Consider the following 24,904-nt stretch of genomic DNA (forward strand, 5'->3'; position numbering starts at 1 on the left):
ATCCATCTCTTTCCTCCCCGAGGTTGATCCCCCATGTCATCCGACATCACTGCGGCCGTGCCACGGCCGCCCGCACGCTCCGCGTCCTCGCCCGTGCTCACGGGTGCCCAGGCGGTGGTCCGCTCGCTCGGTCTGCTCGGCGTCACCGACGTCTTCGGCCTGCCGGGCGGAGCGATCATGCCCGTCTACGACCCGCTGATGGACGACGAGTCCGTCCGGCACATCCTCGTGCGCCACGAGCAGGGCGCGGGCCACGCCGCGGAGGGCTACGCCGCCGCGACCGGTCGGATCGGCGTGGCCCTCGCGACGTCGGGCCCCGGCGCGACGAACCTCGTGACGGCGATCGCCGACGCGTACATGGACTCCGTGCCGCTGGTCTGCATCACCGGCCAGGTCTTCTCCACCCTCATGGGCACGGACGCCTTCCAGGAGGCGGACATCGTCGGCATCACGATGCCGATCACCAAGCACTCGTTCCTCGTCAAGCGCGCCGAGGACATCCCCGGTGCGATCGCGGCCGCGTTCGAGATCGCGGGAACGGGCCGTCCGGGGCCCGTGCTCGTGGACATCACCAAGGACGCGCAGCAGAACTCGGCGCCGTTCGTCTGGCCGCCCAAGATCGACCTGCCCGGGTACCGACCGGTGACGAAGGCGCACGGCAAGCAGATCCAGGCGGCGGCGCAGCTGCTGGCCGAGGCGAAGCAACCGGTGCTGTACGTCGGCGGCGGCGTCATCCGGGCGCGTGCGTCTGCCGAGCTCGTGACGCTCGCCGACGCGACGGGCGCACCGGTGGTCACCACGCTGATGGCCCGCGGCGCGTTCCCCGACTCGCACCCCCATCACCTCGGCATGCCCGGCATGCACGGCACGGTCCCGGCCGTGCTCGCCCTGCAGGAGGCCGACCTCATCGTCGCGCTCGGTGCGCGCTTCGACGACCGCGTGACCGGCAAGGCCGCGCTGTTCGCGCCGAACGCGAAGGTGGTGCACGTCGACATCGACCCGGCCGAGATCTCCAAGATCCGCTTCGCGGACGTGCCGATCGTGGGAGACGTGCGCGACGTGCTCGTCGACCTCGAGGCGGCGTTCCGCGGCGCCGCCGAGGGTGCGACGCCCGACATCGACCAGTGGTGGGCCTACCTGAACGGCCTGCGCGAGGAGTTCCCGCTCGGCTTCGCCCCGACCACCGACGGCCTGCTGGCACCCCAGCACGTCATCCAGCGCATCGGCGAGCTCACCGGCCCGGAGGGCGTCTACGCCGCCGGCGTCGGGCAGCACCAGATGTGGGCGGCGCAGTTCATCAAGTACGAGCGTCCGAACTCGTGGCTGAACTCCGGCGGCGCCGGCACGATGGGCTACGCGGTCCCCGCGGCGATGGGCGCCAAGGTGGCCGAGCCCGACCGCGTCGTCTGGGCGATCGACGGCGACGGCTGCTTCCAGATGACCAACCAGGAGCTAGCCACCTGCGTCATCAACGAGATCCCGATCAAGGTCGCGATCATCAACAACTCGTCGCTCGGCATGGTGCGGCAGTGGCAGACCCTGTTCTTCGAGGGGCGCCATTCCCACACCGACCTGCACACCGGTCACGGCACCGCCCGCGTCCCGGACTTCGTGAAGCTCGCCGAGGCGTACGGCTGCCTCGCCATCCGGGTCGAGCGCGAGGACGAGGTGGATGCCGCCATCGAACTGGCCCTCGCGACGAACGACCGCCCGGTCGTGATCGACTTCGTCGTGTCTGCGGACTCCATGGTGTGGCCGATGGTCCCGCAGGGCGTCAGCAACAGCGAGGTCCAGTACGCGCGCCAGCACGCCCCTGCATTCGACGAGGAGGACTGAGATGACCAGTCATGTGCTGAGCCTCCTCGTGGAGGACAAACCGGGTCTGCTGACACGCGTCGCGGGACTCTTCGCGCGGCGCGGCTTCAACATCGAGTCGCTCGCCGTGGGCGTCACCGAGGTGCCCGGGCTCTCCCGCATCACCGTCGTGGTCGACGTCGACGAACTGCCGCTCGAGCAGGTGACCAAGCAGCTCAACAAGCTGATCAACGTCATCAAGATCGTCGAGCTCGACCCGTCCACGTCCGTGCAGCGCGAGCACGTCCTCGTGAAGGTCAGAGCCGACAACGCCAACCGGTCGCACGTGCTCGAGGTGGTCAGCCTCTTCCGTGCGTCGGTCGTCGACTATGCCTCCGACGCGCTGGTCGTCGAGGCGACCGGCGACAAGGGCAAGGTCGATGCGCTGCTGCGCGCGCTCGAGCCGTTCGGCATCAAGGAGCTCGCCCAGTCGGGGCTCCTCGCGATCGGCCGCGGCGGCAAGAGCATCACCGAGCGGGTGCTGCGCGGCTGAGCACCTCTCCGCCCGAGTGTCCACGACACGCGATCACCGGGCGGTCCGACACCGCGTGTCCTGGACACCCACCACCTCAGAACAAGGGAAAGAGAAAGACGAACATGGCTGAGATCTTCTACGACCACGACGCCGACCTGTCGCTCATCCAGAGCAAGAAGGTCGCGATCGTCGGCTACGGCTCGCAGGGCCACGCCCACGCCCAGAACCTCCGCGACTCCGGCGTCGAGGTCGCCATCGCGCTGAAGGACGGCTCCACGTCCGCCGCCAAGGCGCAGGAGGACGGCTTCGCGGTGCTCTCCGTCGCCGACGCCACCGAATGGGCCGACGTCATCATGATCCTCGCTCCCGACCAGCACCAGCGCTCGATCTACAACGACCAGATCAAGGACAAGCTGACCCCCGGCAAGGCCCTCGCGTTCGCGCACGGCTTCAACATCCGCTTCGGCTACATCGACGCGCCCGAGGGCGTCGATGTGATCCTCATCGCCCCGAAGGCCCCGGGCCACACCGTGCGTCGAGAGTTCGTCGCCGGTCGTGGCATCCCCGACATCATCGCCGTCGAGCGCGACGCGTCGGGTCAGGCCTGGGACCTCGCGAAGTCGTACGCGAAGGCGATCGGCGGCACCCGCGCCGGCGTCATCAAGACGACCTTCACCGAGGAGACCGAGACCGACCTGTTCGGCGAGCAGGCCGTGCTCTGCGGCGGCGTCTCGCAGCTCGTGCAGTACGGCTTCGAGACCCTGGCCGAGGCCGGCTACCAGCCGCAGATCGCCTACTTCGAGGTGCTCCACGAGCTGAAGCTCATCGTCGACCTCATGTGGGAGGGCGGCATCGCCAAGCAGCGCTGGTCGATCTCCGACACGGCCGAGTACGGCGACTACGTCTCGGGCCCGCGCGTCATCGACCCGCGCGTCAAGGAGAACATGCAGAGCGTCCTCGCGGACATCCGGTCGGGTGCCTTCGCCGAGCGCTTCATCGCCGACCAGGATGCCGGCGCCCCCGAGTTCCTGGCCCTGCGCGAGAAGGCCGCCGGCCACCCGATCGAGGCCACCGGCAAGGAACTGCGCTCGCTGTTCGCATGGAAGCAGCAGGACGCGGACTACACGGAGGGCAGCGCGGCACGCTGACCTGCGCCCCCACCTGACCAGCCGTCCGATCCGGTTCGGCTCCCGCCCGCCCGCCGGCGTCTCACACCCGAGACGCCGACGGGCGGGTTCTCTCGTTCTCCCGACGCCGCCGCGGCGGGCGCATTACGCTGGATGCATGGCTGGACGCGACGACGACGCCCTGAGCTGGGGCGGGGACGACGATCCGACTCTCGACGTCGGCGTTCCGGCATCCGCCCCCGAGACGACGCCGCGGGCCGATACCGCGCCGGACGGCCATGCAGCCGCGACGGGGTCCCGCGCCGAACCGGCGTCGACGACCGGGACGCCGGCGGATGCCGCGCCCGCGGCGCCCATGGACAACGTCACGCTCGTCTCTCTCGGCGTGCTCGGCGGGGTCTACCTGCTGCTGGCGATCGGCTGGTTCATCGGCGGATCCCGATTGCAGCTCATCGCGCAGCTCTTCCTCGAGCCGAACGGCTATCTCGTGGCGTGGCTGCTCGCGGTCGTCGCTCCCGCGATCTGGTTCGGCACGATCCTGCTGACCACGCGGGGCTCGCGCACGTGGCTGCGCATCCTGCTGCTCGTCGTCGGCGCGGTGCTCCTGCTGCCCTGGCCGTTCCTGATGGTGGGGGTGGGCGGCTGATGGCGGCGAAGACCGATGCCACGGCCCCACGGCGGACGGTGCTGCCGGTCTGGCTGGTCGTCACGATCGCCGGGGCGTTCGGGCTGTTCTACGCGTACGCGGTCTGGACCGCGCTGGGGTTCCTCGGCCAGCAGGCCTCTGGCACCGAGGGCCTCACCGGGTACGGCTGGTTCGTGCTGCTGCTGCCGGTCGTCTTCCCCCTCGCGGTGTTCGGGGGAGCGTTCGCCCTCGGATGGCGTCGCCGGGCGCTGCCGTTCGCCCTCGTCATGCTCAGCGGATTGACGCTCGTCGCCGTCTTCTGGCTCGATGTGCTCGCCTACGCCTCCGTGACGAGCTCCCTCTACGGCGGCTGAGCGGCGCGGCCCTGCATCGGCCGGCCGGCGTCACGCGGTGCGCGACGTCGTCCGCGGCGCGCTAGGCTGGACACACTCCGCCGTGCCTCCCGTGGCGTGCGGCGGCAGCATCCCACCCTCGCCGTCGTGCCCTGCACGCCGTGCCGCACGCCTAAGGACATCCGTGACCAAGCCCGTCGTCCTCATCGCCGAAGAGCTCTCGCCCGCCACGATCGACGCGCTCGGTCCGGACTTCGAGATCCGCCACGTGGACGGTGCCGACCGCGCGGCGCTCCTGCCCGCGCTGGCCGACGCCCACGCGGTGCTGATCCGCTCGGCGACCAAGATGAACGCCGAGGCCCTCGCGGCGGCACCCGTCCTGAAGGTCATCGCCCGCGCCGGCGTCGGCCTCGACAACGTCGACATCAAGTCGGCGACCACCGCGGGTGTCATGGTCGTCAACGCGCCGACCTCCAACATCGTCTCCGCTGCCGAGCTCACCGTCGGGCACATCCTGAGCCTCGCGCGGCACATCCCCGCCGCGCACGCCTCGCTCGCCGCCGGACAGTGGAAGCGCAGCTCGTTCACCGGCACCGAGCTGTTCGAGAAGACGGTCGGCATCATCGGCCTCGGCCGCATCGGCGCTCTGATCGCCGCGCGTCTGCAGGCCTTCGAGGTGCGCGTCGTCGCGTACGACCCCTACGTCACGAGCGCCCGCGCCCAGCAGCTGGGCGTCGAGCTGCTCCCGCTCGACGAGCTGCTCGCGCAGAGCGACTTCATCTCCATCCACATGCCGAAGACGCCGGAGACGACCGGAATGATCGGCGTCGAGCAGCTGCGCCGCATGAAGCCCACCGCCTTCGTGGTCAACGTCGCACGCGGCGGCCTGATCGACGAGGAGGCACTGTTCGAGGCTCTCACGACGGGGGAGATCGCCGGCGCGGGGCTCGACGTCTTCACGAGCGAGCCGCCGGCCGAGGGCGGCACCGCGGCCCGGCTGCTCGGTCTGCCGAACGTCGTCGTCACCCCGCACCTCGGGGCGTCGACCGACGAGGCGCAGGAGAAGGCCGGCGTCTCGGTGGCCAGATCGGTCAGGCTCGCCCTCGAAGGCGATCTCGTACCGGATGCGGTCAACGTCGCCGGTGGCGTCATCGACCCGTTCGTGCGCCCCGGCATCGCGCTCGTCGAGATGCTCGGCCAGTTCTTCACCGGACTCGCACAGGGTGCGCTCACCAACCTCGACATCGAGGTGCGCGGCGAGCTCGCCGGCTACGACGTGAGCGTCTACCGTCTCGCGGCGCTCAAAGGGATCCTCGCCAACATCGTCAGCGAGAGCGTCTCGTACGTGAACGCCCCGCTGTTCGCCGAGCAGCGGGGGATCGAGACCCGGCTGATCGTGGAGGCCGACAGCCCCCTGTACCGCAACATCACGATCCTGCGCGGCACGCTGTCGGACGGCACGGTCCTCACCGTCTCGGGCACGCTCGCCGGCACCCGGATGGTGCCGAAGATCGTCGGCATCAATGGGTACGAGATCGAGGTCCCGATCGAGCGGTACCACGTGATCATGCGCTACGCGGACCGGCCGGGGATCGTCGCGATCTACGCGCAGAAGCTCGGCGACGCGAACATCAACATCGAGGGGCTCCAGGTCGCCCACCCGGACGCCTCCGGCCGGGCCCTGTCGGTGCTGACGGTCGACTCGCCGGTGCCGGACGACCTCCTCGACGAGATGGGCGCGGCCGTCGGCGCGAGCCTTTTCCGTCAGATCGAGATCACCGAGTCCTGAGGAGCGCCGCTCACGCCCTCGTCGCGCGCTCGACGAGGGCGATGAGAGTGTCCATCGCGGCGCCCTCGGGGATGGGACCCGCGACGCCTCCGGCCCCGAGCGCGTTGTTGTAGTACAGGCCGTCGCTCACGAGCATCACGAGGTCGAGGGCGGTGTCGTCGGCCGTGTGCGGACGCAGGGCATCGGCCCATCGCTCGCGCACGGTGCGTAGAGCCGCGCTCGCGGCGGCGTGGCCGCCCTGAGCGAGACGCGACACGGCGATGATGGTGCGGTCGAGCGGGTCGTCGGTCATCACGGACGTTCGCACGAAGTAGGCGACTGCGCCGTCGGGCGAGGCCGCCATCTCCGCGATGTCCGTGTCGACCAGCGCGTCCAGCCGCTGGATGAGCCCGGCCTCGAGGGCGTCCTTCGATCCGAAGTGGTAGAGCAGGCCGCCCTTGGAGACGCCGGCGGCACGCGCCGTGGCATCCATCGTGGCCGCCCGCTCGCCGTCGTCGATGAGCAGCGCCTCGAAGGCGTCGAGCACCAGCTCGCGGGCGCGGGGCGGACGGCTCATGGGCTCGATCGTATCGGCGCGGTCGGAGAACATCTGTTACTATACCATCTGGACGGTATAGAAAACATGACTACTCTGACAGAAGACATCGCCATCGCCGAGGCGAACGGGCGGCGGGTGGGCTGGCGCGGCTGGGCCGCGCTGGTCGTGCTCATGCTGCCGGTGCTGCTCGTGTCGGTGGACAACACGGTGCTGAGCTTCGCCCTGCCCGAGATCGCCCTCGACCTCCGGCCGACCAGCGCGCAGCAACTCTGGATCATCGACGCGTATCCGCTGGTGCTTGCGGGGCTGCTGGTCACCATGGGAACGCTCGGCGACCGCTTCGGGCGCCGACGGATGCTGCTGATCGGCGCGACGGGATTCGCCGCCGTGTCCGCGCTCGCGGCGTTCGCGCCGACGGCGGAGCTGCTGATCGCCGGGCGCGCGCTCATGGGCGTGTTCGGCGCCATGCTGATGCCCTCGACCCTGTCGTTGCTGCGCAGCATCTTCACGGAACGCAACCAGCGTCGGCTCGCGATCGCCGTCTGGGCGTCGATGTTCTCCGCCGGTGCCGCGCTCGGCCCGATCGTCGGCGGCATCCTGCTCGAGCACTTCGCCTGGGGCGCGGTCTTCCTCATGGCCGTGCCCGTGCTCGTGCCGCTCCTCCTGCTGGCGCCCCTGCTGGTCCCGGAGAGCAGGGATCCGAGGCCGGGCCGCATCGATCCGTTCAGCATCCTGCTCTCGATGGCGACCATGGTCCCGGTCGTCTACGCGATCAAGGAGATCGCGGTGCACGGGCCGACCACGGCGGTGGCGGTGCTGTTCGCGGTGGGTGTCGGATTCGGCGTGCTGTTCGTTCGCCGTCAGCTGCGCGCCGAGACACCCATGCTCGACATGCGCCTGTTCCGGCGCGGCACGTTCAGCGGCGCATTGCTCGTGAACCTCCTGAGCGTGCTCGCGCTCGTGGGCTTCCTGTACTTCGTCGCCCAGCACCTGCAGCTCATCGTGGGCCTCTCGCCGCTCCAGGCGGGCCTCGCGCTCGTTCCGGGGCTGATCGCGATGATCGTGGCGGGGCTCGTGGTCGTGCCGATCGCGAAGCGGCTGTCGGCGCGGATCATCGTGCCCGCGGCGCTCGCATTCTCGGTCGTCGGATACATCGCCATCGCGCTGTCGACCGACCCGGACGCGGTCGGCGTGCTGGTCGGGGCCTTCGTCTCGCTCGGCATCGGCATCGGCATGGCCGAGACGGTGTCGAACGAGCTCATCCTCTCCAGTGCGCCGCCGGAGAAGGCGGGCGCCGCGAGCGCGGTGTCGGAGACCGCGTACGAGCTGGGCGCCGTGCTCGGCACATCGGTGCTCGGGGGCCTGCTGACCGCGCTCTACCGGGCGAACCTCGTTCTGCCCGCAGGGGTGCCGGCGGATGCGGCGGACGCCGTGCGCGAGACGTTGGCGGGGGCCGTCGCGGTCTCGGGCGACCTCGAGCCCGCCGTCGGCGAGGCACTCCGTTCCGCCGCCGCGGAGGCGTTCGACGCGGGCGTCGGCGCCACCTCGATGATCGGCGCAGGGCTCGTCGTCGTCGCCGCGATCATCGCTGCCGCTACGCTGGGACGCACCCGTCACACGCCGCGACGCTGAGCTCGTACGCGGCCGTCCCCTGCGAGGAGAGCAATGCCGCGCGTCGTGAAGCTGGCCGTCATCCCCGGTGACGGCATCGGCCCCGAGGTGGTCGCCGAAGCCGAGAAGGTGCTCGATGCGGTCACCGCCGCATCCGCGGTGACCTTCGACAAGACCAGGTTCTCGCTGGGCGCCGCGCGCTACCTCGAGACCGGCGACACGCTCACCGACGACGACCTCGCGGCGATCGCAGGCCACGACGCGATCCTGCTGGGCGCGGTCGGGGGAGTGCCCGGCGACCCGCGGCTGAACGACGCCAACATCGAGCGGGGGCTGCTCCTCAGGCTGCGGTTCGCCCTCGACCACTACGTGAACCTGCGCCCCTCGAAGCTGTACCCCGGTGCGCCCGGTCCGCTGTCGGCGGCCGGCGACATCGACTTCGTCGTGGTGCGCGAGGGCACCGAGGGGCCCTACGTCGGCAACGGGGGAGCGATCCGGGTCGGCACGCCGCACGAGATCGCCAACGAGACCTCGGTCAACACGGCGTTCGGCGTCGAACGCGTCGTGCGCTTCGCGTTCGTGCAGGCCGAGCGGCGTCGGAAGAGGCTCACGCTCGTGCACAAGACCAACGTCCTCGTGCACGCGGGCGGAATCTGGAAGCGGATCGTCGACGAGGTCGCGAGCGAGCACCCGGAGGTGGCCGTAGACTATCTGCACGTCGACGCGGCGACGATCTTCCTGGTCACGAACCCGGGCCGCTTCGACGTGATCGTCACCGACAACCTCTTCGGCGACATCCTGACCGACCTGGCCGGCGCCGTCACCGGTGGCATCGGCCTCGCCGCATCCGGCAACATCAACCCGGACGGCGCGTTCCCCTCGATGTTCGAGCCCGTCCACGGTTCGGCTCCCGACATCGCGGGTCAGCAGAAGGCCGACCCCACCGCGGCGATCCTGTCCGTCGCACTGCTGCTCGATCACCTCGGGCTGCACGACGAGTCCGCGCGCGTCACCCGCGCCGTGGAGGACGACATCGCCGCCCGGGGACCCGAGGGCCGGCCCACCGCACAGATCGGCGACGCGATCGTCGCGCGCCTGCAGGCGTAACCTGAAGGCGCAGCATCCGTCGCCGCACCGAACACCGCGCACCCCGTGCGCAGACGAAGCGAGACTCCTATGACACTTCTCGACACCGATCCCGACGCGGGCCTCGAGCCGCTGGAGTTCGCGGTCACGAAGAACCTGACCGCGCGCAGCGCCGCCGAGCGGGAGCAGATCCTGCAGAGCCCCGGTTTCGGCACCCACTTCACCGACCACATGGTCGACATCTGCTGGTCGGTCCGGGGCGGCTGGCACCGTCCGCGCGTGCAGCCCTACGGGCCGATCGCGCTCGACCCCGCGGCCGCGGTGCTGCACTACGGCCAGGAGATCTTCGAGGGCATCAAGGCCTACCGTCACGCGGACGGCTCGGTGCACACGTTCCGTCCCGACCAGAACGGTCGTCGTCTGCAGCGTTCGGCCCGTCGGCTGGCGCTGCCCGAGCTGCCGGTCGCCTACTTCATCCAGTCGCTCCGCGAGCTGATCGCCGTCGACGGGGACTGGGTGCCGGGCGGCGAGGACCAGAGTCTGTACCTGCGGCCCTTCATGTTCGCCAAAGAGGCCTTCCTGGGCGTGCGGCCCGCGCACAAGGTGAACTACTACGTGATCGCGAGCCCGGCGGGCGCCTACTTCAAGGGCGGCGTCCAGCCCGTGTCGATCTGGCTCAGCGAGGACTACGCGCGTGCCGGCAAGGGCGGGACGGGTGCCGCCAAGACCGGCGGCAACTACGCGGCGAGCCTGCTGCCGCAGTCCGAGGCGTACGAGAACGAGTGCGACCAGGTCGTGTTCCTCGACCAGGACGGCAACGTCGAGGAGCTCGGCGGCATGAACATCGTCTTCGTGTTGAAGGACGGCACGCTGGTCACCCCGCAGTCCGACTCGATCCTCGAGGGCATCACCCGCGACTCGATCCTGCAGCTCGCGATCGATCGCGGGCACAAGGTCGAAGGGCGCGACGTCTCGCTCGCGCAGTGGCGCGAGGGCGTCGCATCGGGTGAGATCGTAGAGGTGTTCGCCTGCGGCACGGCGGCGGTGGTCACCCCGATCGGCGTGCTGAAGGGCAAGGGGTTCTTCGACCAGCAGCCCTCGGGATCGCTCGCCCTGTCGTTGCGCGAGGAGCTCACCGACATCCAGTACGGGCGTCGCGAAGACACGCACGGCTGGCTGCACCGGCTCGACGCCTGATCGGATGGCCGCGGTGGTGCCTGGGTAGGCTGGGCGCGTGAGAATCGCGCGCTTCAGCCACCAGGACGCCATCACCTACGGCATCGTCGACGGGAAAGAGCTCGTCGTGCTCGCCGGCGACCCGATGTTCGCGGGCTACGAGACCACGGGCACGCGCGTGCCGGTCGCCGACGTCGCGCTGCTCGCGCCGGTGATCCCGCGCTCGAAGGTCGTGGCCATCGGCCGCAACTATCGAGACCACGCCGCCGAGCTCGGCAACGAGGTGCCGGCGGAGCCGCTGATGTTCCTGAAGCCGAACACGTCTGTCATCGGCCCGGGCGACGCGATCGTGCGGCCGCCGCAGTCGGAGCGCACGGACTTCGAGGGCGAGCTCGCGGTCGTCATCGGCCGGATCGCGAAGAACGTGCCGGCCGAGCGCGCTCTCGACTACGTCTTCGGCTACACGATCGCCAACGACGTCACCGCGCGGGATCTGCAGCGCTCGGACGGACAGTGGTCGCGCGCCAAGGGGTTCGACACGTTCTGCCCGCTCGGCCCCGCGATCGAGACGGAGTTCGACCTCGACGGCGGCGCCCGCATCGTGACGCGGGTCAACGGCGAGGTCCGCCAGGACGGTCCGATCTCCGACATGGTGCACCCGGTGCGGGACCTCATCGCATACGCGTCGGCGGCGTTCACGCTGCTGCCGGGCGATGTGATCCTCACCGGCACGCCCGCCGGGATCGGCGAGTTCCACGCGGGCGACGTCGTCGAGGTCGAGATCACCGGACTCGGGATCCTGCGCAACACCGTCCGGAACGCGTGACCTCGACTCCGGCGGGTGCTGCGCCGGACGCAGGAGCCGTCGTGTTCGCGCTGTGGGCGCGGGCTGCTGCTGCCGCCGGACCGTTCGGGCGGGGCACGCGAGAGTAGGCTGAGAGCCTATGGCTTCCGCACCCGATCCCCGTACCACCACCGCGACCGGCGCCGACGTGCGCGTGCGGTTCTGCCCGTCGCCGACGGGTCTGCCGCACGTCGGTCTGATCCGCACGGCGTTGTTCAACTGGGCCTACGCTCGGCACAACGGCGGCAAGCTCGTGTTCCGGATCGAGGACACGGATGCGGCGCGAGACAGCGAGGAGAGCTACCTGCAGCTGCTCGACGCGCTGCGCTGGCTGCGCATCGACTGGGACGAGGGCGTCGAGGTCGGCGGTCCGCACGCGCCGTACCGGCAGTCGCAGCGGCACGAGCTGTACCGCGAGGTGCTCGAGAGGCTGAAGTCGAGCGGCGCGGTCTACGAGAGCTACTCGACGGCCGAGGAGATCGACGCGCGCAACGCGGCCAACGGGCGCGCGAAGCAGCTCGGGTACGACAACCACGATCGGGATCTGACGGACGAGCAGCGAGCCGCGTTCCGTGCCGAGGGCCGCGAGCCGGCCTGGCGCCTGCGCGTGCCCGATGAGGACCTCACCTACGTCGACCTGATCCGCGGCGAGGTCACCTTCCCTGCGGGCTCGTTCCCCGACTTCGTCATCGTGCGGGCCGGCGGTGTTCCGCTGTACACGTTCGTGAACCCGGTGGACGACGCGCTGATGGGCATCACGCATGTGATCCGCGGCGAGGACCTCATGCCGTCGACGGCGCGCCAGCTCGCCCTGTACCGGGCTCTGGTCGACGCGGGTGTCACCGACTTCGTGCCGCGGTTCGGCCACATGCCGCTCGTGCTGGGGGAGGTGGGCAACAAGAAGCTCTCCAAGCGCGACCCGAAGGCGGACCTCTTCCTACAGCGCGAGAAGGGCTTCATCCACGAGGGGCTGCTGAACTATCTCTCCCTGCTCGGCTGGTCGCTCGCGTCCGACCGCGACGTCTTCTCCCTCGACGAGCTCGTCGCCGCGTTCGACATCGCCGATGTGAACCCGAACCCGGCCCGCTTCGACCAGAAGAAGGCCGAGTCCATCAACGGAGACCACATCCGGATGCTGGCCCCCGCCGACTTCGAGGCGCGCATCGTGCCGTACCTCGCACAGGCGGGCCTCGTGCAGACGCCGCCGACCGACGCCGAGCAGGCGCTGATCGCCGCATCCGCCCCGCTCGTGCAGGAGCGCGTGCAGCTGCTCGGCGAGGTGCCCGGGCTTCTCGGCTTCCTCTTCCGCGACGAGGTGCAGTACGACGAGGACGCCCTGTCGGGCCTGCCCGCGAACGCCGGCGAGGTGCTCGTCGCGTCGGTGGGCGCCCTCGAGCTCGTGCCGGAGAGCGAGTTCACCGCTGCGGCCGTGCAGGAGGCCCTGCAGGGCGCCCTGATCGACGGGCTGGGACTGAAGCCGCGGGTCGCGTACGGGCCGTTGCGGGTCGCCGCGAGCGGGCGGCGTGTGTCACCACCGCTGTTCGAGTCGCTGGAGCTCCTCGGCAAGGCCGAGAGCATCCGGCGGCTCGGCGCGCTCGTGCAGCGCGTCGGCTGAGGCGCCGGTCGCCTCGACGCGCCCGAGCCGGCCCGGTTTGGCGAGTGCGCGGAGGTCGTCTAGACTAAATCCTCGGCACCGCTTCTTGCGAGTCGGTGGGGTATGGTGTAATTGGCAACACGGCGGTTTCTGGTTCCGTTGTTCTTGGTTCGAGTCCAGGTACCCCAGCCATAAGGCCCGGAAATCTGCGGGAAAGCAGATCATCCCCTGGCCATCATCCAGGCGATACCCCGTCAGCAGAGGCGCTTTTTGGGCAACTTATTGCCGACGGAACAGCCTGATTCGTTGACCCGCCCTTTGTCGTCCCGGCCTTCCCCGTGATGGCCGCGGCGGCTCCGTGCCGCCGGTTCGCACCTTGCTGTCATGAGCGAGCACGACAGAGAAATCCTCACCCCAGCGCAGGTCGTCGAACTTCTCCACGCGTCCCCGCGGACGATGGAGGAGTGGCGGCGAACCCGCAGCGGACCTCCGTGGCGTCGGATGGGCAACCCGCCGAAGGCGCGTGTGGGTACGCGTCGCCGCGTACGGCGCACGCTGCCAGAGTGGATGGAGCTGGAGAACCGGCCTGACGTGCCCGATGAGGATCTCACTCACTACGACGGCGTCCCGGCGACGACCGTTCGACGGGCGCTGGAGGACACGCTGGATCGGATGCCGCCCGATCGACGGGAAGCCCTGGTCGTTCATGCGCTGCGACGAGAGCTGATCGGCGAGCAGGACAACGACACGCGAAGGGGGCTCCATCCGGAAGCTGTTGACCAGAGCGAGAAGAGCGCGTGACCAGAGGTGGATAAAAACCACACATCATTGATCGTCCTGTGCGAGGATTGTATCCATGAAGGAGTTGGATGAGTCGCTCCCGTCGACGTTCACGACGGAGACCTCGCGGGCGCACGGTGTGCATCCGCGAGACCTGTATGCCTGGCGAGACGGCGGGCGGATCATCGAACTCTCGCGCGGGGTCTTCCGCCGAGCAGACGCGCCCCCGGCGTCGTACCCCGACATGATCGCCGTGGCGCACCGCGCTCCTCGCGCGATCGTGTGCTGTATCTCGGCGGCAGCGATCCATGACCTGACGGACGAGATGCCGGCGTCTGTGCAGATCGCGGTTCCCCAACGGTCGCATACGCCGGCGATCGCTTACCCGCCCGTGACGGTCTTTCGCTTCGAGGAGGGCACGTTTGGACTCGGCTTGACCGCGTTCGAGGCGGGGCCGGGGGAGCCGGTCCGCATCTACGACGCGGCGAGGACGGTGGTGGATCTCATGAGATTTCGGAGACGCCTTGGCGAGCCGATTGCGCACGCCGCGCTTCACCGATACCTGGCAGCGCCGAACTCGAAACCGGCACTGCTGCTGGACTACGCGGAGGCGCTGGGGACGTTCGGGCCGATGCGCGCTGCGCTCGATGTTGCGAGTGCCCGATGAGTCGGCCCACGCGAGAGAGCGCCGCAGGGCGCGCATACCTCGACTTGCAGAACCAGGCTCGCCGCCAGAAGCGTGGCACGCAGGAACTGCTCACGATGTACATCGTCGAGCGCTGGCTGTCGCGGATGTCGCGCTCACCGTACGCCGAGGACTTCATCCTGAAGGGCGGGATGCTGCTGGCTTCCTTCGGCACCCGCCGTCCCACGGTCGACGCCGACGCCCTCGCGCGCAACATGGCCTCCGACGAAGAGACCGTCGCTCGCCGCGTCGCTGACATCGCCGCGATCGAAGACCCAGACGACGGCGTGGAGTTCCTGCCCGACACGGTCACCACTGCGGTGATTCGTGATGACGCGCTGTATTCCGGCGTGCGGGTGACGATGACGGCACGGCTCGCAACAGCGCAGGTCAAGCTGCGGCTTGACATCAACTTCGGCGACCCCGTCACTCCGGCCCCACAAACCGTCGAGCTGCCGTCGCTGCGGCCAGACGCTCCGCCGATCCGCATCCTGGGCTACCCGATCGAGACGGTACTCGCAGAGAAACTCGTCACCGCGATCGAACTGGGACGAGCGAACACGCGCGTGCGTGACTTCGCGGACATCCACCTCTTGACCGGCACACAGGCTCTACAGTGCGGAGCACTGCGTGAAGCGCTCACGGCGACCGCAGGTTTCCGCGGAACCACGTTGATTCGGTTAGCGCAGGCCGCCGAGGGGCTCGCAGTGCTGCGCAACTCGACCTATGTCGCCTACCGGAAGGGACTCGGCGAGGCGGGCGCGAGTCTGCCGGAGACGTTCTCCGACACCGTTGCTGCCGTTGCTGTCTTCGTCGATCCGGTGCTCGATGGGCTCGACGCCAAAGCCGTCTGGAGCCCCGCCGAACGGAACTGGAACACGGCGCCCGTCACGCCATCCGAGCCGACAGAATCCGCTACAGGTGGGACGGACCTGTGACGGTTTCTGCTGGACCTGGCCGCACTTGATGCGGTGACCAGATTGGTGACCAGAAACCCTCCCGCGGTGCCACCTTGCGGTCAGGCCCGTATGGCGGCCCGGGCGATGGCTGCGACAGCCGTGTTCACACCCTGAGGTCTCCAGTTCGCGCGCATCGCCCCCGCGAGTAGGTGGAGCGCGTCGAGCGTGGGACTGTCGGGTGAGGGGGCGCGGTAGGGGTCCTCGCGGTCGCGCCAGCCGAGGTCGAACAGGAGTTCGCTGATGCTCTCTTCCCACAGTTCAGCGGGTGTCTCGTTCGCGACGGCGGCGAGTGCCATCCACCCGGCGTGCCGCTCGGCGGGGGTTGTTCCGAGCGGGAGCCGACCGGTGATGTGTCGCAGGATCGCTTGCGGGTCGTCTCTGTGTTTTGCGATGGCCTGAGTCGGAGCGATGCGGCCTTTGCGCACCGACACGAGTCCCAGCGCTCGCGCCGTGGCGCGGAGTTCCCAGACGGGCCAGGTGAGGTCTTCGCGGTTGGCCTTGCCGATCCACCATTCGGTGATGCCGGTGCGGTGCGCGATCTGCTCGACAGCGGCGGGCTTCAGATACCCGGCGCCGGTGAGCGTCACGCCGTCCCCGACGACGTCGAGCAGCACACGGAACGGCTCGGTGAGGTCGGCAGCCTCGTCGGTGGTGACATCGGTTCCACCGGAAGCGGCCGGATGCGCAAGCGCGTTGCGCAGGCCGCGTGCGCCGCGGCTCCGTGCCAGCTCGAGCAGCGACTCGAGTTCCTCGACGACCGGGATCGGCTCCGCGGTGACTGCGGCGATGAGCTCGTTCGTCTTGTCGATGTCGAAGGCGGCGGGATGCCAGCCGTCGGGCAGCCAGGCGCGCCCTTCCTCGGCGCTGTCGAACACCTCGGGTCTGAGTGCGTCTTCGTAGTCGTTGCGCACCCAGTCGGCGAGTTCGCTGTAGCCCCAGACGCCGCCGCAGTCCTCTGGCGGGCAGGCGAGCTTCCCGCCGACGCACACCGGAGCCGGGGGAGGCGTGGCGAGGATCTTCTCGACATGCAGCACATGCTGCCAGTTGTCGCCGAAGTCGTAGTCGTACCAGAGGCGGTCGCCCTCGTCGGCGATGACCTGATCGAGACGCACGGCGTCTTCGAGCGTCCCCTCGTCGCCTTCATCGAGGTCGAACTGGGTGAGGAACTCGGGCGCGTTCCGGTCACTGCTCGTGCGGAAGCGGTGCAGGTGGCTGTCGGTCCATCCCATCGCTGTCTGGATCACCTCGTGCAACTGCGGGAGGAGGATGTCGCCGGGAACCTCGATGCGTCGCCACACTGGCGGCTTCGTGCGCTGCAGGTCGATGCGGATGCGGAAACCCCGCACCGTTGCGGGGACGGGGAGGAGTTGCGGCTCGGGACGCCGCCAAGTATCGTTCAGGCCTGCACCGTCGAACATGTCGCCAGGCTGAGCTGACATCGCGCTTGCACGGATGTGGTCAATGAACTTCTGAATGTCTGCCGCCTCGAAGCTCTCAGCCGCCATACGTGCTCTCCCGGTTCCGTGCGCCTCGATTGACGACGCAGCATCACGAACAATTCTGGCTCAGCGGATGCTGCCCTCCCAACTGCTGGGGGAAGGACGCGTCTACCGGTGCGCGCACCCCACCTCGCCAGGCGAGAGGCGGCGCGATAGAATCGAGCCGATCCCGATCGCCGGAGGTGAGCACATGAAGCGCAAGGATGTCACTCTTGAGGCTCTTCGTCATGCCGCTATGCGCTCCACGCGGGCATCGGCGGCGTTGGAGAACAGGTCGGTGCCGGTCGGTGTCACTCGCTCTGAGCGGGTTGAGCGCGTCCTCGCCGCGCGCAAGCAGCGCGGTTGACGGGTATCGGGCCTGGCTACGGCGAGACGCCGTTGGAGTTCGATGAACTGCTGAGGAGCTGAGGAATCAGTTCTGCACGATGCGTGCGATGAATTCGTTGACCCAGATGATGGCGTCATCGACAGTTGCCAGGACATCGAGGCCGTCGGCTGCTTCTTCGTAGAGGGTGGCCCAACGATCTCCGGCGGCTATGCGTGGCGGCCATGTCTGCTGACGTCGATATTCGAGAGCCTCGTACACGTCGCCTTGGTCAACAACAGATCCACCGGTTCGCCAGCCTCAGAGAATCTGAAGATCGACCAGGTCGTGTGCCCGCTCACTTCCCGTCGCGGAGAGCGCATGAAGCTTCTGCGCGACCTGGTGATCTGCGCGCAGCACAGGAATCGGCCGGGGCGCTTCCAGGCCGACCTCGGTAAAGAGATCCGCGAGGTCGCGCGCAAGCCGGTACTCGGGTTCTTCCGCGTCACCGATCTCGTTGTGACCCAGCTCGAGCTTGCTTTTCGATGAGTCGGCCGCTGAATCCCGCCCATCCTGCGGCGAGGGACTCCTCAAGATCGCTGCGGAACTGACTCAGAGGCCCACGTCTGGCCGCATCGAGGTCCCTCGTGAATCGAGTGCCTCGACCGAAACGCACTGCCATCGCGCTTCCGCCTTTGACAGCGCCGCCGGGGAGCATCTGCCCGACGACGACCAGCGCCATACCGACGCGACGGCGAGAAGCGAGCCCTTCGTCTCCTTCGAGATTGCGGATCCGCTGCTCCAGAGAACGGAGGTTCGGCGGCGGCGTGTCATAGATCATCGCTGGAGTTCCTTTCGTACGCGGTGCCACTCGGACGTCGTCAGGAGTCCCTCGGCTCTCGCCTGCTTGGCTGCCGTCAGAAGCCTTTCGTCCTGGATACGACCGCGGCACTCGGTGAGAGCGTCGGCAACCGGCTGTGCCCGCAGCCCCTCATAGAGGGTGGTGCGTGCGCCAGGGGTGGCCTGAGTCAGCTCGATGTAGGCAGGAAGCCGCGGCCTGGCACGGCGCGGGACGGCGACCTTCACCTGCCGCGGATTCACGTCGACAAGACCGAACAGCGCCAAGACCGACTCGCCGTGCAGATACGCATCCTCTCCGACCCGGAGCAGCGCTTCTGCGTACTGGTCATAGGGTGTCGGAGGGATACCTGCCACCCGGTACAGTCCATAGGCGATGTTCTCTATCCCGCCCCGTGCCGCGAGCTTGGGAAGCTCGACCGGCGGGACCCCCGCCTCCGCTGCTTGCCTCGTGGTGACGTATCCATAGTGGTCGAGCGCGATCGCGCGCACGACTTCCCGGTACCTCGCTTCAGCCGCCATGTCGCAACTATACCGAAGACGGTAGTGTTGTGACGGTATGCACGGTGGTCATGCAGCTGTCCGGCGAGGTCGACGGGAACCAATCCGGTGACCAGATTGGTGACCAGAAACCCTCCCCGACCGACTCACAACCAGCCTGACAAAGAGGGAACTCCACCGATTCGGAGCTTCGCCCGGACGGGCCAGACGGCTCTCAGTTGTTCTTGGTTCGAGTCCAGGTACCCCAGCAACGAATCGCTAGAGTTCCCTAGGAAGTCCGGCCCCCTCCTCACCTCGTCGAATGGTGCGATCTGGCGTCTAGTGACCAGATTGGTGACCAGAAACCCCCGTGGGGCACGCCTCACGGTGGTCTCTGCTGATGAGGTACGCACTCGGCCCCGCCCGTCCGCGTGGGTACGCGCTACGCACCTGTCTGGCATGGAAGCTCATGTACACATCGAGGTCGAGCCCGCGTTCCTGACCCAGGCGGAGGTCGCCGTGTTGCTGGGCGTGCCCGAGCGCACGCTCGAAGGCTGGCGACTCACGAAGTCGGGGCCGCCGTGGCTGAAGCTCGGCCGGCACGTCAAGTACGACCGCGACGACGTACTCACGTGGGCACGGGAGCAGCGTCATGGCTAGGCCGAAGATCGCCGCGGGCGAGATCGGCCAGGTGCAGGTGACACAGCTCGCGAACGGCAAATGGCGCGCACGCGCCCGGATGCGCAGCGACTCCGGCGAGCTGGTGCAGCTCCGCGCCGAAGGCGCCACCGAAGCTGAGGCCCGCGAGGAGCTAATGTCTCGCGCGAAGGCACAGACGACGCACACGAAGGCCATCGTCACCGCCGGATCGACCATCGCGGAGGCGGCGGAGGCATGGCTACCGACGGTGAAAGTGCGCGCCGAGAACGGCACGCTGTCCTGGTCGACGTATGAGAACTACGAGACCACCGTTCGCCTCACGCTCGTCCCAGTCTGTGGCGGCGTCACGCTGCAGGCGCTCACGGTCGGCCGCTGCGACCGCATCATCCAGAATCTCCTCGCCGATCGCGGCGTGTCCGCAGCACGAAAAGCGCGCTCGGTGCTCTCGCTCATCTGCGGATTCGCCGTGCGCGACGACGCTATCCCGACCAACCCGGTGCGCGACGTCACGCGGCTGCCGACACCGGAGAAGAAGACCGCGATGCTCACCCCGCTGCAGATCGAGGCCATCCGAGACCTCATGACCCACTGGCGCGAGACGGAAGGCATGGGGCCACGCCCGAACTGGCGGGCGCTCGTGGACGGCATGGACATCATGCTCGGCACATCCGCCCGCGTCGGGGAGTGCATCGGCCTGCGCCGCTGCGACGTGGACATGACCACAGCCCCACCGACGATCCTGATCGACGGCACCGTCATCCAGAACAAAGCGCAGGGCATTCAGCGGAAGAACGCCCCGAAGCGCACCCGCCAACGTCGTCGCGTCGCGCTCCCCGCTCTTGCGGCCGATGCAGTGCGACGCCGGCTCGCACGCGCGGAGAAGGGGCCCGAGGCTCTGCTGTTCCCGACGAAGACCGGCAAGCCGATGAGCGTCTCGAACTACGAGCGTCTACTGCGCTCGTTCATCGACGACAACCGTGATGAGCTCGTGCGCCTCGGTGTCGAGGTGGATGAGTACTCGACGCACATCTATCGCCGCACCACCGCGACGCTCGTGGAGCGCGCGGCCGGGCTCACCATCGCGTCACGGCTGCTCGGGCACGCGAACGAGATGGTCACCCGCAACAGCTACGTCATCACGGCCGAGCAAGTCGACGTCGTCACCGCCGACATCCTCGACACGATCCTTGGCACGTGAGTCATGCGGCTCGCTGGTCGCGTGGGACGTGCCGCGTACCTTCTCACCGAAGCCTTGCGCCTCTGCGAGAGGAGAGGTAGCGTACCTGCACCACAAGTCCACGAGCGTGCGGTGGCGGTGTGGAATCTCAACCACCGTAGGTCGGCCGGAGATGGCTGCACCGCGGTGCCGGGTCGAGGCTCGGCGACGGGGGTGTCGATTCGGCACCCCCGTGAAAGACCTCCGGTTGTGCCGAATCGACACCACCGTGGTGGCGCAAATCTTGCACCACCACGAAGCCCGAGCCCCGGGATTGCAGGCGGTGTCAACTTGCCACCACCGTACGAGGTCTCGGCCAGCCAGACTCTGGGAAGCCGGACGGTTCCGTCAATTTGGCGGCACCGTGGACGACGCGGATAAGCGTGCTGGACGGCGCGCGCGCCCCTCGCTGACGGTCCCGGAAAATTGCCGGGACTGTCGCATCGGAGCCTGAAGCGGTCGCATCCGCACCTCGTGGCGTTGCGAACGACCGCTTGGCGCTGTCCAATCGTGCTGCCGGTTCGCGTCCGCAAACGGATGAGTCCCTGAGGTCGTCGTAGAGCTGCTCGGCTTCATCGTTCGGCTCAACGACGCCCGCGCGTCACCAGCGCTGCGCGACCATGTACGGCGCTCCAGGAACCACCGTCGCCACTCTGCCCCAACCGTCTCGGCCGCTCATCTGCGCCCCCGGCCCAGACGCTCGCACCACGCGTATCTCCTCAGATTCATTCATGGACGTATGCCACCGCGGGTGGGGCGTGCGCACCTCCCTCATGAGACGACTCGTGAGGAGGCCCGGGGTGAAGGGCGGTGTGATCCTGTTCCGCGGTATCGGCGCGGCCGCGCGCCGATACCTGGAGTCGGACAGATCCACCGCGGACGAGTATTACCTGGAGGGCGGCACCGCGCTCGCGGACTTTACCGTCACCGACTCCGCGGGCGAGGTCATCGAGGCACGGAAGCTCGACCCGGTGCAGTACGCCGCATGGGTGGACTGGACGGACCCGATCAGTGGCACCTCGATGGGAACCCCGCGCGGCGCGGGCGAGGGCATGCGGGGTTCGCCCCGGTTTGCGGAGATGGTGATCAACGCCCCGAAGTCTCTCTCCATCGCCGCCGCACTGCACCCGGAGGTTTCCGACGCGCTCGACGCCGCGCAACAGGATGCGGCGGCGGAGATCCGCCGGTGGCTCGCCCAGCACTCGGTCACCCGAATCGGGCCTCGGCACGCACGGGAGGTCGTGCCGGTGCAGCAGTTGCAGACCGTCGCCGTCACGCACAAGACCAGCCGTGCGGGTGACCCGCACCGGCACATCCACTTCCAGATCGGCACCCGCGTCTACGCCGCGGGGAAGTGGCGCGGTCTGGACACCGCGGCGCTGTTCAAGCAGCAGGGAGCTATCCGCGCTCTCGGCACCGCGATCATCGCCGCGCACCCGCGGCTTGCGGCCGTGCTCGACAAGCACGGGCTCACGCTCGACCCGTTGACGGGAGAAGTCGCAGAGCTGGAGCCGTTCAACGCGGCCCTGTCGAAGCGCGGTGCGCAGGTCGAACGCAATCTCGCCACCTTCGAGGCCGAATGGGAAGCTGCGCATCCCGGCGAGGAACCGGGGCTGGTCGTGCGGGCGCGGCTGAAAGCGAAGGCGTGGGAGCACGAACGCCCGGGGAAGAAGCCCACGGTGCTCGGCAGCGAGGCCGGTTGGCGCGCGGAGCTTGAAGACGCCGGCTACAGCGCGGATGAACCACGGGCGTACAGGCCTGCACCGGTTGCACTCGACGAGCTGCCCATCGAGGAAGTCGCATCTCGTGCACTTGACCGTGCGGCGGCTGGCGCATCGGCGTGGACGGTGCACACGCTGCGCGAGCACGTCACCCGCATCACCACCGAGCACGGCGTGCAAGCCACACCCGAGGGGCTGCGGGAGTTCGTTCAACTGGCGACGCAGCTCGCAGCATCGGATTGCCTCTCCGTCCTCCCACCCGGTGCGCCGACGCCGGAGCACGTCGCGCATCTGACATCGTTGCGCGTCGTCGCTGCCGAGACGGAACTGCGCGACCTGCTCATCGCACGGGCTGAGGAGTCCAACCAGCGCATCCCGGACGTACACGAGCTTGCGGTGCGGGCGGGCCTGGATGATGACCAGGAGCGAGCGGCCGCAGTCGTCGCATCCGCCAACCCGCTCGTCGTGGTCGAAGGCGCTGCGGGGTCGGGTAAGACCACGATGCTCGAGACGGCCATCGAAGCCGCAGCAGCCGAGGGCCGTGGAATGAGGGTCGTCACGCCGACGAAGAAGGCCGCCGACGTCGCTGCCCAGGATCTCGGCATCCCGGCTGACTCCGTGGCCGCGCTCGTGTACGCGCATGGGTTCCGGTGGAACAGCGACGGCGTGTGGACACGCCTGCGACCCGGGGACGCCGATACCGAAACCGGAGGCATCTATCGGGGGCCGGTGCAGGAGGCGCGTCTCGCGCGAGGTGAGCGGATCGTCGTCGACGAGGCAGGGATGCTCGACCAAGACTCCGCCCTCGCCCTGTTGCAAGTCGCGGACGAGGCCGGGGCGACTGTCGCGCTCGTCGGAGACCGGGCGCAACTCCCCGCGGTCGGACGCGGAGGCGTTCTCGACATCGCCACCCAACTCACCCCAGCAGTCGTCGATATGACGAGCCTGCACCGCTTCACCGACCCCGCCTATGCGGCGCTCACGCTCGAGCTGCGGCATGCCCGCAACCCCACCGCGATCTTCGATCGGCTGAACGAGCACGGACTGATCGTCCTGCACGACACCGACCACGACGTGCGGGAGAACATTGCGAGGACGACGCACTCGGCGGATGCGATCACCGCCGCGACGAACGACGAGGCCCGGGCGTTGAACGAACGCATCCGTGCCGAGCGGGTCGACTGCGGCGAGGTCGACGACGCGCGGACGGTGTTCGGCAGCGACCGGCTCCCCATCGGTGCCGGGGACGTGATCCAGACTCGCCGCAACGAGTCCACGCTCGGCGTTGCCAACCGGCAGACCTGGACGGTGCAGCACGTCGGCGAAGACGGCGCGCTGAGCGTCGTAGAGGCCGGCAACGGCCGTAAGCAGCAGCGCACCGTAACCTTGCCCGCGGAGTACGTGACCGAAGACGCGCACCTGGCCTACGCGGTCACCGCGTATGGCGTCCAGGGCTCGACCGTGAACGCCGCACACACGTTGCTCTCCGACGCGCTTGATGCAGCAGGCGTCTATGTCGGCATGACCCGCGGGCGCGAGACGAACAGGCTGCACATCGTCGCCAGCGATCTTGCAGACGCGAAGCAGCAGTTCGTCGATGCGCTCGCCCGAGACCGCGCAGACCGCGGCCTGGAAGACGCCACCGAACGCGCCCGTGAGGCCGTCACCGACCTGATCGCGGACGGGCCCATGTCCATCGTGAGCGCGGAGCGCGACCGGATCGTCGAGCGGATTGTGAAGGCTGATGCGGAGCGGGAGAACTGGGCGTCGGCAGCCGCCAGATTGCACGACCAGTCCGAGCGACACAAGGCCGAGTACGAGCCGCAGCGCGAACTGGCGGAAGCCGCGGACGCGAAGGCAGCTGCCGTGCTCACGGACGTTGTGGAGTCGCTGACACAGGAAGCAGTCGCGGATGGCGCCGCGTTCCTGGCTGCGCAGCGGGATGCCATCGCGGCACGCCGGGCCAAGGAGAGAGCATCTCGGTTCCGCAAGCGCTCTGCCACCCGCACCGCGAACAACGCCGACGCCCGCCGTGCGGAGACAGAGCGGGTTGTGCGCGGCCGGTGGCAGAGCGTCCCCGGCAGCGAGAGTAATCTGCCCGCGTGGTCCGAGTCAGTCGCCCAGCACGAAGCCAGCCACGTGCCCGCCGTCGTCGAAGCACGCGCGGAAGCCACGCAGACGCGCCAGATCGTCAGCGAGACCCGCGCAAGGCAGTCGCGGGAGCACCTGGCTCTGTACGAGCGGGTACTCGGAAACCGACGTCCGAGCGCGGTTGCCGCTCGGGTGAACGCCCTGCGTGAGCAGGCGGCGCAGGATCGCCGCTACCTTGCCCAGCTCGATGCGCTTCTGCCAGATGAAGCGGTCAAGCTCGTCCACGAGCGTGCTGCCCAAGACGCGGCTCAGCGTCTCGCCGCCGAGGAATCCCACAGAGCGGCGGAAGCGCGCGCCGCAGAACTCCGTCAGAGCGTTCCGCGATGGGAACCCGAACGGAGGAAGCCCGGGCGAAATACGAGTCCTGGGCGTGCGATGTAGTCCCGACCGAAGCTCAAGAGCTTGCAGACCATATCTTCATCAGCCATGAAATCATACGTCTCCGGCTGCCTCCATTGACACGGAAGGGAGCATCGACCCGTTGTACGCGGCGTCAAGATGTCCAGCAACGTCGGTGCC

Annotated in this window: 21 protein-coding genes, 1 tRNA gene and 1 pseudogene; 18 read left to right on the plus strand and 5 right to left on the minus strand. The window is 68.7% G+C overall.

Annotated elements, in window-relative coordinates:
• Positions 1 to 33: 33 nt before the first annotated feature.
• The 6 genes from GVL03_RS00695 to serA all read left to right on the plus strand — a co-directional run bounded on the left by GVL03_RS00695 (position 34) and on the right by serA (position 6,223).
• The gene (locus tag GVL03_RS00695) at positions 34 to 1,836 is read left to right on the plus strand and encodes an acetolactate synthase large subunit (protein ID WP_159498458.1); all 1,803 of its coding nucleotides are present in this window, start codon (positions 34 to 36) and stop codon (positions 1,834 to 1,836) included.
• 1 nt (position 1,837) lies between these two features.
• Positions 1,838 to 2,347, plus strand: coding sequence for an acetolactate synthase small subunit (gene ilvN / locus GVL03_RS00700; protein ID WP_159498460.1), 510 nt, complete (start codon positions 1,838 to 1,840; stop codon positions 2,345 to 2,347).
• Between the two features lie 104 nt (positions 2,348 to 2,451).
• Complete coding sequence (gene ilvC, locus GVL03_RS00705; protein ID WP_159498462.1) at positions 2,452 to 3,477, plus strand: ketol-acid reductoisomerase; 1,026 nt, start codon at positions 2,452 to 2,454, stop codon at positions 3,475 to 3,477.
• A gap of 136 nt (positions 3,478 to 3,613) precedes the next feature.
• The gene (locus GVL03_RS00710; protein WP_159498464.1) at positions 3,614 to 4,102 is read left to right on the plus strand and encodes a DNA polymerase III subunit gamma/tau; all 489 of its coding nucleotides are present in this window, start codon (positions 3,614 to 3,616) and stop codon (positions 4,100 to 4,102) included.
• On the plus strand, positions 4,102 to 4,455 hold the full coding sequence (locus GVL03_RS00715; protein WP_159498466.1) for a bacitracin resistance protein: 354 nt from the start codon (positions 4,102 to 4,104) through the stop codon (positions 4,453 to 4,455). The genes GVL03_RS00710 and GVL03_RS00715 overlap by 1 nt, the downstream gene beginning before the upstream one ends.
• Positions 4,456 to 4,618: 163 nt before the next feature.
• Positions 4,619 to 6,223, plus strand: coding sequence for a phosphoglycerate dehydrogenase (gene serA / locus GVL03_RS00720; RefSeq protein WP_159498468.1), 1,605 nt, complete (start codon positions 4,619 to 4,621; stop codon positions 6,221 to 6,223).
• Positions 6,224 to 6,233: 10 nt separating this feature from the next.
• On the opposite strand, the gene GVL03_RS00725 is transcribed toward serA, so the two are convergent.
• Positions 6,234 to 6,779: a TetR/AcrR family transcriptional regulator gene (locus GVL03_RS00725; RefSeq protein ID WP_159498470.1), complete on the minus strand. Its 546-nt coding sequence runs from the start codon at positions 6,777 to 6,779 to the stop codon at positions 6,234 to 6,236.
• A gap of 66 nt (positions 6,780 to 6,845) precedes the next feature.
• On the opposite strand from GVL03_RS00725, the gene GVL03_RS00730 reads away from it, so the two are divergent.
• From GVL03_RS00730 to GVL03_RS00770, 9 genes are all read left to right on the plus strand, one after another.
• Positions 6,846 to 8,393 carry an MFS transporter gene (locus tag GVL03_RS00730; RefSeq protein WP_159498472.1) on the plus strand — a complete coding sequence of 516 codons (1,548 nt, stop codon included), beginning with the start codon at positions 6,846 to 6,848 and terminating at the stop codon, positions 8,391 to 8,393.
• 33 nt (positions 8,394 to 8,426) lie between these two features.
• Positions 8,427 to 9,479: a 3-isopropylmalate dehydrogenase gene (locus GVL03_RS00735; RefSeq protein ID WP_159498474.1), complete on the plus strand. Its 1,053-nt coding sequence runs from the start codon at positions 8,427 to 8,429 to the stop codon at positions 9,477 to 9,479.
• A gap of 69 nt (positions 9,480 to 9,548) precedes the next feature.
• A complete protein-coding gene (locus GVL03_RS00740) occupies positions 9,549 to 10,655 on the plus strand; it encodes a branched-chain amino acid aminotransferase (RefSeq protein WP_159498476.1) in 1,107 nt (368 codons plus the stop codon).
• Between the two features lie 37 nt (positions 10,656 to 10,692).
• Positions 10,693 to 11,460, plus strand: coding sequence for a fumarylacetoacetate hydrolase family protein (locus GVL03_RS00745; RefSeq protein WP_159498478.1), 768 nt, complete (start codon positions 10,693 to 10,695; stop codon positions 11,458 to 11,460).
• A 118-nt stretch (positions 11,461 to 11,578) separates the two neighbouring features.
• Positions 11,579 to 13,093, plus strand: coding sequence for a glutamate--tRNA ligase (gene gltX, locus GVL03_RS00750; RefSeq protein WP_159498480.1), 1,515 nt, complete (start codon positions 11,579 to 11,581; stop codon positions 13,091 to 13,093).
• 96 nt (positions 13,094 to 13,189) lie between these two features.
• A tRNA-Gln gene (locus tag GVL03_RS00755) sits at positions 13,190 to 13,264 on the plus strand.
• A gap of 192 nt (positions 13,265 to 13,456) precedes the next feature.
• Positions 13,457 to 13,873 (plus strand): hypothetical protein, encoded by a 417-nt coding sequence (locus GVL03_RS00760; RefSeq protein ID WP_159498482.1) that lies wholly within the window; start codon positions 13,457 to 13,459, stop codon positions 13,871 to 13,873.
• A 223-nt stretch (positions 13,874 to 14,096) separates the two neighbouring features.
• Positions 14,097 to 14,519, plus strand: a complete 423-nt coding sequence (locus GVL03_RS00765; protein ID WP_235037959.1) for a hypothetical protein — start codon at positions 14,097 to 14,099, stop codon at positions 14,517 to 14,519.
• A 95-nt stretch (positions 14,520 to 14,614) separates the two neighbouring features.
• Positions 14,615 to 15,475 carry a nucleotidyl transferase AbiEii/AbiGii toxin family protein gene (locus tag GVL03_RS00770; protein ID WP_235037960.1) on the plus strand — a complete coding sequence of 287 codons (861 nt, stop codon included), beginning with the start codon at positions 14,615 to 14,617 and terminating at the stop codon, positions 15,473 to 15,475.
• An 80-nt stretch (positions 15,476 to 15,555) separates the two neighbouring features.
• Here GVL03_RS00770 and GVL03_RS00775 read toward each other — a convergent pair whose 3' ends face one another.
• The 4 genes and pseudogenes from GVL03_RS00775 to GVL03_RS00795 form a co-directional block, all read right to left on the minus strand.
• A complete protein-coding gene (locus GVL03_RS00775) occupies positions 15,556 to 16,914 on the minus strand; it encodes a plasmid pRiA4b ORF-3 family protein (protein ID WP_159498488.1) in 1,359 nt (452 codons plus the stop codon).
• 493 nt (positions 16,915 to 17,407) lie between these two features.
• The gene (locus GVL03_RS00780; RefSeq protein WP_159498490.1) at positions 17,408 to 17,581 is read right to left on the minus strand and encodes a hypothetical protein; all 174 of its coding nucleotides are present in this window, start codon (positions 17,579 to 17,581) and stop codon (positions 17,408 to 17,410) included.
• Between the two features lie 39 nt (positions 17,582 to 17,620).
• Positions 17,621 to 18,140, minus strand: a pseudogene (locus GVL03_RS22690) (nucleotidyl transferase AbiEii/AbiGii toxin family protein).
• Entirely contained in the window at positions 18,137 to 18,679 is a 543-nt protein-coding gene (locus tag GVL03_RS00795; protein WP_159498496.1) for a type IV toxin-antitoxin system AbiEi family antitoxin domain-containing protein, read from the minus strand. The pseudogene GVL03_RS22690 and the gene GVL03_RS00795 overlap by 4 nt, the downstream one beginning before the upstream one ends.
• A 417-nt stretch (positions 18,680 to 19,096) precedes the next feature.
• Here GVL03_RS00795 and GVL03_RS00800 point away from each other — a divergent pair, with 417 nt between their 5' ends.
• From GVL03_RS00800 to mobF, 3 genes are all read left to right on the plus strand, one after another.
• Positions 19,097 to 19,297 (plus strand): helix-turn-helix domain-containing protein, encoded by a 201-nt coding sequence (locus tag GVL03_RS00800; RefSeq protein WP_159498498.1) that lies wholly within the window; start codon positions 19,097 to 19,099, stop codon positions 19,295 to 19,297.
• A complete protein-coding gene (locus GVL03_RS00805; protein ID WP_159498500.1) occupies positions 19,290 to 20,495 on the plus strand; it encodes a tyrosine-type recombinase/integrase in 1,206 nt (401 codons plus the stop codon). Before GVL03_RS00800 ends, GVL03_RS00805 begins: the two co-directional genes overlap by 8 nt.
• Positions 20,496 to 21,313: 818 nt before the next feature.
• The gene (mobF, locus tag GVL03_RS00810) at positions 21,314 to 24,766 is read left to right on the plus strand and encodes a MobF family relaxase (protein WP_159498502.1); all 3,453 of its coding nucleotides are present in this window, start codon (positions 21,314 to 21,316) and stop codon (positions 24,764 to 24,766) included.
• Positions 24,767 to 24,904 lie beyond the last annotated feature (138 nt).

This window comes from Microbacterium sp. 18062, assembly GCF_902706225.1.
Lineage (GTDB): Bacteria > Actinomycetota > Actinomycetes > Actinomycetales > Microbacteriaceae > Microbacterium.

What these genes read in the sequence shown, in the direction of transcription:
- GVL03_RS00730 (WP_159498472.1), top strand. Translation starts at nt 6,846, where the DNA reads ATGACTACTCTGACAGAAGACATCGCCATCGCCGAGGCGAACGGGCGG.
- GVL03_RS00765 (WP_235037959.1), top strand. Translation starts at nt 14,097, where the DNA reads ATGATCGCCGTGGCGCACCGCGCTCCTCGCGCGATCGTGTGCTGTATC.
- GVL03_RS00725 (WP_159498470.1), bottom strand. Translation starts at nt 6,779, where the DNA reads ATGAGCCGTCCGCCCCGCGCCCGCGAGCTGGTGCTCGACGCCTTCGAG.
- GVL03_RS00695 (WP_159498458.1), top strand. Translation starts at nt 34, where the DNA reads ATGTCATCCGACATCACTGCGGCCGTGCCACGGCCGCCCGCACGCTCC.
- GVL03_RS00715 (WP_159498466.1), top strand. Translation starts at nt 4,102, where the DNA reads ATGGCGGCGAAGACCGATGCCACGGCCCCACGGCGGACGGTGCTGCCG.
- GVL03_RS00770 (WP_235037960.1), top strand. Translation starts at nt 14,615, where the DNA reads ATGTACATCGTCGAGCGCTGGCTGTCGCGGATGTCGCGCTCACCGTAC.
- GVL03_RS00805 (WP_159498500.1), top strand. Translation starts at nt 19,290, where the DNA reads ATGGCTAGGCCGAAGATCGCCGCGGGCGAGATCGGCCAGGTGCAGGTG.
- GVL03_RS00735 (WP_159498474.1), top strand. Translation starts at nt 8,427, where the DNA reads ATGCCGCGCGTCGTGAAGCTGGCCGTCATCCCCGGTGACGGCATCGGC.
- GVL03_RS00800 (WP_159498498.1), top strand. Translation starts at nt 19,097, where the DNA reads ATGGAAGCTCATGTACACATCGAGGTCGAGCCCGCGTTCCTGACCCAG.
- GVL03_RS00740 (WP_159498476.1), top strand. Translation starts at nt 9,549, where the DNA reads ATGACACTTCTCGACACCGATCCCGACGCGGGCCTCGAGCCGCTGGAG.
- GVL03_RS00795 (WP_159498496.1), bottom strand. Translation starts at nt 18,679, where the DNA reads ATGGCGGCTGAAGCGAGGTACCGGGAAGTCGTGCGCGCGATCGCGCTC.
- gltX (WP_159498480.1), top strand. Translation starts at nt 11,579, where the DNA reads ATGGCTTCCGCACCCGATCCCCGTACCACCACCGCGACCGGCGCCGAC.
- ilvN (WP_159498460.1), top strand. Translation starts at nt 1,838, where the DNA reads ATGACCAGTCATGTGCTGAGCCTCCTCGTGGAGGACAAACCGGGTCTG.
- ilvC (WP_159498462.1), top strand. Translation starts at nt 2,452, where the DNA reads ATGGCTGAGATCTTCTACGACCACGACGCCGACCTGTCGCTCATCCAG.
- GVL03_RS00760 (WP_159498482.1), top strand. Translation starts at nt 13,457, where the DNA reads ATGAGCGAGCACGACAGAGAAATCCTCACCCCAGCGCAGGTCGTCGAA.
- GVL03_RS00710 (WP_159498464.1), top strand. Translation starts at nt 3,614, where the DNA reads ATGGCTGGACGCGACGACGACGCCCTGAGCTGGGGCGGGGACGACGAT.
- GVL03_RS00775 (WP_159498488.1), bottom strand. Translation starts at nt 16,914, where the DNA reads ATGTTCGACGGTGCAGGCCTGAACGATACTTGGCGGCGTCCCGAGCCG.